The organism is Gemmatimonadales bacterium, assembly GCA_041390145.1.
In the GTDB taxonomy this organism is placed as follows: domain Bacteria; phylum Gemmatimonadota; class Gemmatimonadetes; order Gemmatimonadales; family GWC2-71-9; genus SPDF01.
In genome coordinates, this window is sequence record JAWKQM010000020.1 from 19,371 (window position 1) to 28,128 (window position 8,758).

The 8,758-nt window shown below is 68.1% G+C and carries 8 protein-coding genes; 6 read left to right on the forward strand and 2 right to left on the reverse strand.

Features of this window, described 5'->3' with window-relative positions; all coding sequences use genetic code 11:
- Position 1 precedes the first annotated feature (1 nt).
- From R2910_13715 to R2910_13735, 5 genes are all read left to right on the forward strand, one after another.
- The gene (locus R2910_13715; GenBank protein ID MEZ4414041.1) at positions 2-1,966 is read left to right on the forward strand and encodes a DUF3857 domain-containing protein; all 1,965 of its coding nucleotides are present in this window, start codon (positions 2-4) and stop codon (positions 1,964-1,966) included.
- A complete protein-coding gene (locus tag R2910_13720; GenBank protein MEZ4414042.1) occupies positions 1,963-4,476 on the forward strand; it encodes a helicase C-terminal domain-containing protein in 2,514 nt (837 codons plus the stop codon). The genes R2910_13715 and R2910_13720 overlap by 4 nt, the downstream gene beginning before the upstream one ends.
- A gap of 2 nt (positions 4,477-4,478) precedes the next feature.
- The gene (locus tag R2910_13725) at positions 4,479-5,099 is read left to right on the forward strand and encodes a fumarylacetoacetate hydrolase family protein (protein ID MEZ4414043.1); all 621 of its coding nucleotides are present in this window, start codon (positions 4,479-4,481) and stop codon (positions 5,097-5,099) included.
- On the forward strand, positions 5,096-6,292 hold the full coding sequence (locus R2910_13730; GenBank protein ID MEZ4414044.1) for an aminotransferase class I/II-fold pyridoxal phosphate-dependent enzyme: 1,197 nt from the start codon (positions 5,096-5,098) through the stop codon (positions 6,290-6,292). The genes R2910_13725 and R2910_13730 overlap by 4 nt, the downstream gene beginning before the upstream one ends.
- Positions 6,293-6,823: 531 nt before the next feature.
- On the forward strand, positions 6,824-7,105 hold the full coding sequence (locus R2910_13735) for a hypothetical protein (GenBank protein ID MEZ4414045.1): 282 nt from the start codon (positions 6,824-6,826) through the stop codon (positions 7,103-7,105).
- Here R2910_13735 and R2910_13740 read toward each other — a convergent pair.
- On the reverse strand, positions 7,102-7,497 hold the full coding sequence (locus tag R2910_13740; GenBank protein MEZ4414046.1) for a hypothetical protein: 396 nt from the start codon (positions 7,495-7,497) through the stop codon (positions 7,102-7,104). The two genes, R2910_13735 and R2910_13740, sit on opposite strands and share 4 nt — an antisense overlap.
- Before the next feature lie 83 nt (positions 7,498-7,580).
- On the reverse strand, positions 7,581-8,183 hold the full coding sequence (locus tag R2910_13745) for a GNAT family N-acetyltransferase (protein ID MEZ4414047.1): 603 nt from the start codon (positions 8,181-8,183) through the stop codon (positions 7,581-7,583).
- A 229-nt stretch (positions 8,184-8,412) separates the two neighbouring features.
- On the opposite strand from R2910_13745, the gene R2910_13750 reads away from it, so the two are divergent.
- The coding region (locus R2910_13750; protein ID MEZ4414048.1) for a hypothetical protein at positions 8,413-8,758 on the forward strand (346 nt) is incomplete at its 3' end.

An 8,758-nucleotide genomic window follows, 5' to 3' on the forward strand; every position in this document is an offset into this window, starting at 1 on the left:
CGTGAGTCGATACAGCTGGTTCGTTGCCGGATGCCTCCTGCTGCCGTGGCGCCTGGCGGCGCAGGCCCCGAGCATTACTCCTGCCGGCGATCCGTCGGTGCAGCCCGATTCCATCTACCGACTGGCCGTCGATCCCGCCGACTACCCGGACGAGGCCGCGGTCTTCCTGCTGGACGACGGGGTGGTCGTTGTCCAGGCCGACGGCCGGGAGCGCCGCACCTTCCGGCAGATCGTGCAGGTCCTGAAGCAGTCGGCCGTCGAGGGGTTGGCCGAGCACTCGTTCTCCTGGTCGCCGGACAACGAGGAGTTCACCCTCAACTGGATTCGCGTCGTCCGGCCCGACGGCACGGTCATCAGCGACGGCCCCGCCCAGCAGCAGGAGAGCGACGTGCCCGCGACGATGGGGGCGCCGGTCTACGCCAACCGAAAGGTGCTCCGCGCCTCGATGAGCGGCGTCGCGGTCGGGACGATCGTCGACTACAGCTACACGACCGTCAAGACGCGGCCATGGGTGCCGGGTGATTTCTACCAGTGGTGGGGCGTGAGCACGGGCCTCAGCGTGAAGCGCTCCCGCCTCATCGTGGATGCCCCGGAAGGGGAGAAGGTCCGGGTCGAGGAGCGCAACCTCAACTTCCCGAGACAGACGACGCGGGCGGGCGGGCGGCAGGTGCTCACCTGGGCCGCGGCCGATCTCAAGCGGATCAAGCCCGAGGCCTACGCCGCCGACTCGAACGATATCTACATGTGGGTGGCGGTCTCGTCGCCGCTGACCTGGGGCGATATCGGCCGGTGGTACGCCACGCTGGCCGAGGATCGCTATGCCCTTACACCCGAGGTTGCGGGCCAGGTGCGGGAACTTGTGGCCGGGGCCGCGACCGCCCGCGACACGGCCGCTGCCATCCAGCGGTGGGTGGCGCAGGACATTCGATACCTCTCGATTTCCCTCGGCATCGGGGGATACCAACCGCGACTCCCCGCCGAGGTGGTCGCCACCGGCTTCGGCGACTGCAAGGACAAGGCGACGCTCTTCGTGGCGGCGATGCGATCGCTCGGGTTTGACGCCTCCACCGTCCTGACCAGCACGTCCGGCGGTGTGCAGCGCGGGCTTCCCTCGATGGATCAGTTCAACCATGCGATCGCCTATGTCTCGTTGCCCGAGGGCCGGGTCTACACTGACCTGACCGTGGCCTACCTTCCCTTCGGCATCCTTCCCCCCGCGCTGCAGGGGGAGTTCGGCCTGGGGGTTCCCGCCCAAGGCTCCGCCGAGGAGATCACCTTCCCGGAGGAGAAGCCGGAGGATCGGCTGTCACTGATCCAGCTGGCCGGTGGCGTCTCGACGGACGGGAAGTTCAACGGCGACTACAGCGAGGAAGTCAGCGGCTCGCGGCAGTGGCAGTTTCGGGAGATGTTCGAGTCCCCGATGGATTCGGCAGGACGCGCCAACTTCTCGCGCAAGATCGCGCAGGGGTGGTTTCCGGGCTCCAGGGGCGACAGCCTGCAGACCTTCGCGGGCCTTGATTTCGCCGAGCCGGCGCGGGTGTCGCTCGCCGTGCAGGATGGCAAGGCGCTGCGCCGTTCAGGGACCAACTGGATCCTCGAGAATCCGGTGGGGAGCGCCGGAAAGTTCACGGATGCCGCCGACGCGCTGGAAGCCGAACCGGCGCGTCAGTTCCCGATCGACGCCAGCCGGGTGTTCGGGCCGGAGGAGGACGTGATCAAGGTTCGCATCGCGCTTCCGGCTGGGTGGCGCCCGCAGCTCCCGACCTCGGTGCACGCCGCGAGCGAGTTCGGCGAGTACTGGGGCACCTACGCCTTCGTCGACGGGACCTTGGAAATCACCCGCCGCATGATCGGGACGCGCGGGATCTTCCCACCGGACCAGATCGACGCACTGATCGCCTGGTTCCGGGCCATGGGCGAGGACGACGCCCCCTTCATCCTCATCGATCCCGCGCCCGCCCCGTGACCCTCTCCGTCGTGCGCATCCCCGCCGACGTGCGCTCGCTGTTGGCGGGTGAGATTCGCGCGGCCGGCGGGCGCGAGGTCTCGTTCGTGGCCGACGTGGACGAAGAGGGAGTGATCACGGCGGCGCGGGCGATCGCCCGGGGCACGGTCCAGATGGTGCTGGCGCTCCCCGGGGCGGCGCGTCGCGGCCAGATGCTGCTCCACAACCATCCCGGCGGCAACCTCGAACCATCCGAACCCGACCTGGCGGTGGCGGCCCGGCTGCATGACGGGGGCGTCGGTTTCGGAATCATCGACAACGCCGCCGAACGGCTGTACGTCGTGGTGGAGGTCCCGCACGCACAGCAGGTGCAGCGACTCGATCCGTATGCGGTGGTCGAGACGCTGGGGGAGCACGGTCCCATTGCGCGGGTCCTGGGGCAGTACGAGGACCGGCAGAGTCAGCGCGACATGGCGGCGTACATCGCCGACGGGTACAACGACGGCGGCGTGCTGGTGCTGGAGGCGGGCACCGGGGTGGGGAAGTCGTTCGCCTACCTGGTTCCGGCGCTGGCCTGGTCACGCGCCAACGGCGAGCGGACCGTCATCAGCACCAATACCATCAACCTGCAGGAGCAGCTGGTCGGCAAGGACCTGCCGATGCTTCGCGAGGCACTGGCGGAGGAGGGATGGGCGCCCAAATTCGCGCTGCTGAAGGGGTGGCGGAACTACCTCTGTCTCTCCCGGCTTCAGCACGCCACGGGAGCGCAGCAGAGCCTGCTGGAACCGGAAAAGCAGGACGAACTCGTCACCCTCGCGGAATGGGCCTCCCGGACTGCCGACGGGACGTTGAGCGATCTCCCGGTCCAGCCAACCAGCGAGGTGTGGGACGAGATTTCGGCCGAGGCAGACCTCTGCACCCGGGTCAAGTGCAGCTTCTTCGACCAATGCTTCCTTTTCAAGGCGCGGCGCCGCGCGGCCGAAGCGGACGTGGTGGTGGTGAATCACCACCTCCTCGCCGCCGACCTGGCAGTCCGGCAGGCGTCGGACAACTGGGAAGAGGCGGCGGTGCTCCCTCCCTACCAGCGCCTCATCCTCGACGAGGCGCACCATCTCGAAGATGTCGCGGCCTCGCACCTCGGCACGCAGGTCACAAGCCGCGGTGTCCAGCGGCTACTCGGCCGGTTCGAGCGGAACCGGAAGGGGTTGATCCCGTCGCTGGTCATGGAACTCTCGGGGCGGGGCGACCTCCTGAGTCGGGCGAGCCTCGACCTGGTGCGTGAGCGGCTGATGCCGGCGATCGGTGATGCGCGGCGCGCGGCCGAACAGTTGTTCCTGCGCTTGCACGGGCTAGCCGAGGCCGGTGGCGGGGGCCAGCGTCGCCTGACGGACGAGTTCGACAAGGATGAGGTGTGGGAGGAGGGGCTGCGGATGGAGCTCGACGCCCTCCTGTCCAGCTTCGACCAGATCAAGAACCAGGTGGAGACGGTGGAGGACCGCCTGGCGCAGGTGGAGTCCACCGAGCGGGGCGACGCGCTGCTCCAGGAGATGCGCGCCCTGGTGCGCCGGCTGAACAATGTGTCGGACGGGCTCAACCGGACGCTGCGCCCCTCGGCTGGTGGCGCGGCGACCGTGCGATGGATCGAGCGCTCCGGCGCCAAGCGGCAGCACACGCAGCTCTCCGCCGTGCCGCTCGACCTGGCGCCGGTGCTGCGCGAGCTGCTGTTCGAGCGGCTCAAGACGGTGGTGCTGACCAGTGCCACGCTGGCGGCCGGCGGCGAGTTCGAGTTCCTGGAAAAGCGGTTGGGCCTCGCCACCTCACCCAGCCCGGTCACGACGCGGGAAATCTTCTCGTCGCCATTTGACTATCCCTCCCAGTGCCTCTTCGGCATTCCCGACAATTTCCCCGATCCGCGCGAAGACGAGGCGGCGCACGACGCCGCGCTCGCCGAGGCGGTGACCGACCTGGCGCATGCCGCCGACGGCGGGCTCTTTGTGCTGTTCACCAGCCATGCGGCGCTGCGCCGGGCGGCGCAGCAGCTGCGCGGAATGCTCGACCCGCGCTGGCCACTGCTGGTGCAGGGGGAGAGCAGCCGCGACACACTCCTGCGCCGGTTCCGCGAGGCGGGGAACGCTATCCTTCTGGGGACCGATTCGTTCTGGGAAGGGGTGGATGTGCCTGGCCGGGCGCTGCGGGGACTGGTGCTCTGCAAGCTGCCCTTCAAGGTGCCGTCGGAACCGATCACGGCGGCGCGGCTGGAGCGGCTGGCGGAGGCGGGAGAAGACGGCTTCATGGGCTACCTCCTGCCGCATGCGGCGCTCAAGCTGAAGCAGGGGTTCGGGAGGCTGATCCGGTCGACTTCCGATGTCGGTGTGGTGGTGTTGCTGGATCGCCGGGTGGTCACCAAGCGGTATGGGCCGCTGGTGCTCGCGGGATTGCCCAAGGCCGAGAAGGTCATCGGCTCCTGGGCGCAGGTGCGCACAAAGTGCGAAGACTTCTTTGCCCGTCACGGGATGGGGGTACTGGAATGAATATGTCGCGGCCGTCGAAGATCGTCTGCGTGGGGCGGAACTACGCCGAGCACGCGAAGGAACTGGGCAACGCGGTGCCCGAGCGCCCGCTGCTCTTCTTCAAGCCGCCGAGCGCGGTGATCGGGGCCGGGGAGGCGATCGTGCTGCCGCCGGAGTCGTCGCAGGTCGAGCACGAGGCGGAAATCGGCGTGGTCATCGGCCACCGGATGCGGAACGTCACCGCGGTGGAGGCGGAACTCGGGATCGCCGGCTTCACCTGTGTCAACGACGTGACTGCCCGCGACCTCCAGAAGACCGACGGCCAGTGGGCCCGGGCGAAGGGCTTCGATACCTTCTGCCCGGTCGGGCCGGCGGTGGTCGAGGGGCTGGACTGGCGCGGGCTGGAGGTCATCGGACGCGTCAACGGTGTGGAGCGGCAGCGGGGGAGCACCAAGCAGATGATCTTCGACATCCCCCATGTCCTGAAGTACATCAGCGGCATCATGACCCTGGAGCCGGGCGATCTCGTGGCCACCGGCACGCCGGCCGGCGTCGGCCTGCTCAAGCCAGGCGACGTGGTCGAGGTCGAAATCCCCGGAGTCGGCATCCTCTCCAATCCTGTACGGAGCAGCATCCAGTCATGATCACCCCCAGTGCCCGCCTTCTCGCCTTGCCGGGGTATCCACTGGCCGAGTTGCCGGCCATCAAGCGGCGGCTCCTGGCCGCCGGCCGGGACATCATCGACGTCGCCGCCGGGGACAACGATGCGCCTCCGCCGGAGGTGGCGGTGGACGCCCTCAAGCGTGCCATCGACAAGCCGGCCAACAGCAAGTACGGCTTCCAGCAGGGACATCCCGAGTTCCGCCGGGCCTCCAGCGACTACGTCTACCGGCGCTTCGGCAAGCGATTCGACCCCGCCACCGAGACCCTGCCGCTCATCGGCTCGAAGGAGGGGCTGGCGCACATGCCGTTCGCGTTCCTCAACGTGGGCGATGTGGCCATCATGCCCGAACCGGGGTACCAGGCCTACCTCGGCGGGACGGTGCTGTCCGGCGCCGAGCCGCACGTGGTCCCCCTCCGCGAGGAGCACGACTTCCTGCTGGATGTCGACAGCATCCCGGAGGGTGTTCTCCGGCGCGCCAAGCTGATGTTTCTCAACTACCCCAACAACCCGACCGCGGCGGTGGCGACGCACGAGTACCTCGAGCGGGTGGTGGCGCTCTGCCGCAAGCACGAGATCGTGCTGGCGTACGACAATGCCTACTGCGACATCGTCTTCGACGGCTACCGTGCGCCGAGCATCTTCGAGATTCGCGGCGCCCACGAGGTGGCGGTGGAGTTCTTCTCGCTGTCGAAGAGCTTCTCGATGACGGGGTGGCGCATCGGCTTTGCGGTGGGAGAGTCGAACCTCATCGCGCCGCTCACCAGCGCCAAGACGTACAAGGACACGGGGCCGTTCATGGCCGTGCAGGAGGCCGGGGCGGCGGTGCTCGACCAGGCGGAACAGTTGATTCCGACCATCTGCGAGGAGATTGGCCGGCGCCGCGATGCCGCCGTGCCTGCGCTCCGCACGGCGGGGTTCAAGGTCGCGATGCCGAAGGCGGCGATGTACCTCTGGGTGGCGCTCCCGCGGGGGATCAGCTCGAAGGCCTTTGCCCGGCACGCGCTCGAGGCCGAGGGGGTCATGGTGCTGCCGGGGAGCGCGTTCGGGCCGGCAGGGGAGGGCTACTTCCGGATTGCGCTGACCGTCCCGCCCGCCCGTTTGGTGGAGGCGGTCGGCCGGTTGACGAAGGCCCTCGCCGGGGTGCAGGAAGATGGGGGCCGGCACACCGCCTGACCTCCAGCTCCCACGGCCGCCGCGCTGGCCGCCGTGGGCTCTCGCCGCGAGCGTCGTGCTTCACCTGGCGGCGCTCGGGGTCCTGATCCTCTTGTTCGTGCCTGGGGAACGGCTGACGGGGAGCCACCTCCTGAGGTCGCTCTCGACGCGACCACTTCCGCAGAACCGCGAAGTGCTCGTCGCGCTGCTCCGCGCGCCAACGCCCGCCTCTCCGCCTGCCACCGCGCGATCCCCGTCGGCCTCGACACCCTCCGTGCCAGTGGACGATCGGTTGTTCGTGACCCCAACGCCGGCAGATGGGGTGGCAAGTGACACGGCACCGTCATGGGCGGTACCCGGGCAGCAGCCCGCCAGTCCTTGGCGTGCGTTCGGCAGTGGAGTGTTGTGGGACCGGCGCGCGCCGGCTGTTCCGGGCGCTGCACGCACTCACGCGGAGCTGACCGACAGCGCGGTCAAGGCGGTCATTAATCACTATCTCGATTCGCTGGCGGCGCTGCCGGGGGGGCGTCTGCTCCCCCTTCCTGGAAGGCCATGATCGGCGGGCGGGAGTACGGCATCGACGGCCAATGGATCACGGTGGCGGGCGTCAAGATCCCCAGCCTCATCCTGGCGCTGATTCCGATGCCGAACGGCGGCAACGAGTCAAAGGCGCTCGATGTGCAGGGCCGGATGCGGGCCCAGGACTACCAGCTCTCGCTGCCGCGTGCGGCGACGGCGGCGGAGCAGCGGGAGGAGATCAGGAAGATCCGGGAGCGGGAGGCCGCCGAGCATGAACTCAACCAGCAGCAGCGCGAGGCGCCGGCGGTGCCCTAGAGCGGCTCCATCTTCTTGACGGCGCCCCGGTTCACCAGCACCCGGATGTTGTTGCTGTTCGGGTCGACCGGCACCACGAAGAAGAAGGGCCGGTTCGGCGGGAACCGGTTGGTCAGGCCGACCATCACCTCGCCATCGGGAAACTGCATCGAGACGGCGGTCGAGCCGTGCGCCCGCGGGTCGGCGGGGTCGAGGGTGTGGCCCTCGTGGCGCGCCATGTCGCCCTCGAGGGAGCGCACGAAGAACAGCGCCTTGAGGTCCTTCAGCTTCACCTCGGCGGTGATCCCCTCCGGGGGGCGGAGGTGAAAGGCGGGCTTGGCGGGGTCGACATCTAGGCTGGTGCCCTTGAGGATCCTTCCGTCGAGATAGCGCGCGACCACCAGGTTGTTCATGTCCCCTCCCTCAAATTCAGAGACAGCTCTCGGATCCGCGGCTGACCATCAATGGACCGAGCATGGCCAGGCGTCGGATGGCGTCAGCAGGGCCGGAACATCAACCAGGTCTCGAGCTCCGGGGCGACCCGCACATGGGCGGTGACGTGGTACCCGAAGTGTTCGTAGAGGATAACGTTGCGCGCCAGTTCGGTCGTGAGTGACACCCCAGTCGAACGAGGATCGGCTTCAGCGAGCGCGTGGACGTGCTCAAGCAGCACCCGACCGAGTCCGGACCCGTGATGGGAACGCAACACACCGATCATGCCGAGATGGTGATGTTGCGGGCCATGGTTGTGTTCGCGACTCGCCCGGCCGTAGGCCTCGTACCGGGTTCGCGCATCGTCTCCCAGTTCTTCCCAAGCCGATTTCCGAAACGCCTCGAATGCGGGTGTGAGTGCGCCTTTCCCGGGGAGGTCGATCATCGCCCCGCCGACCATCGTGCCGGCCGGGTCGTCGAGCCCCAGCATCAGGCCGTCCGGGTTGGCGCGCGCGGCGACGAAGAGGCCGCTGAGTGTGGTGAGGCGGCCGGCGTAGTCGGGAGTATCCCCAAGGACGTACCGCATGACCGGATAGTTGTAGAAGGCGTCGCACAGCACGGTGACCACTTCCTCGGATCGTTCAGTGGGGAGGACGGTCACAGCCATGACGGGGCCTCGAGTGTGTGGCGGGAGATGTGTGCACCAGTATTGGATTCGGGTGGGGTGGTGTCAAGCAGTTGAGACGTCGGTCGAGGTGCGGAGCTCGAAACTGCTTGAAGTTCCAAGTCCTTTGTGGTAAGTCTGTTAGGGAGATTCGAGGCAGGCCGCCTGTGTGTTTCAGGGCCCGTGAAACGTCTCCTGTTTATCCCCCCTGCATGACATGCCGGATGGACTCATGACACGATTCATCAGGGTATCGCTCGTCTCTGCGGTCGGAGCGTTTTCGTTGGCCTGCAACGACCAGCCGACCGAGTCAGTACCCCCGGTCATCGCTTCGGCCACGACCCTTCCCACCGAGGCCGTCCCGGGCTGGCAGCTCGCGGACACCGCGAAGGTGATCCTTCTGGACGACGCCGGACAACCGGTTTCGGGGGTCGAGGTGACGTGGTCAGTACGGGAGGGCGGGGGAAGCGTTACGCCGGTCAACACCGTGACCGATGCCGCCGGCGTCTCCGCGGCGGTGTGGACGCTGGGGCCGGTGGCTGGGGTGAATCAATTGCGGGCGAGCACCATTCTTGGCG

Coding starts and splice junctions, on each gene's coding strand:
- R2910_13735 (MEZ4414045.1), top strand. CDS start 6,824: ATGATCGGCGGGCGGGAGTACGGCATCGACGGCCAATGGATCACGGTG.
- R2910_13745 (MEZ4414047.1), bottom strand. CDS start 8,183: ATGGCTGTGACCGTCCTCCCCACTGAACGATCCGAGGAAGTGGTCACC.
- R2910_13725 (MEZ4414043.1), top strand. CDS start 4,479: ATGTCGCGGCCGTCGAAGATCGTCTGCGTGGGGCGGAACTACGCCGAG.
- R2910_13740 (MEZ4414046.1), bottom strand. CDS start 7,497: ATGAACAACCTGGTGGTCGCGCGCTATCTCGACGGAAGGATCCTCAAG.
- R2910_13730 (MEZ4414044.1), top strand. CDS start 5,096: ATGATCACCCCCAGTGCCCGCCTTCTCGCCTTGCCGGGGTATCCACTG.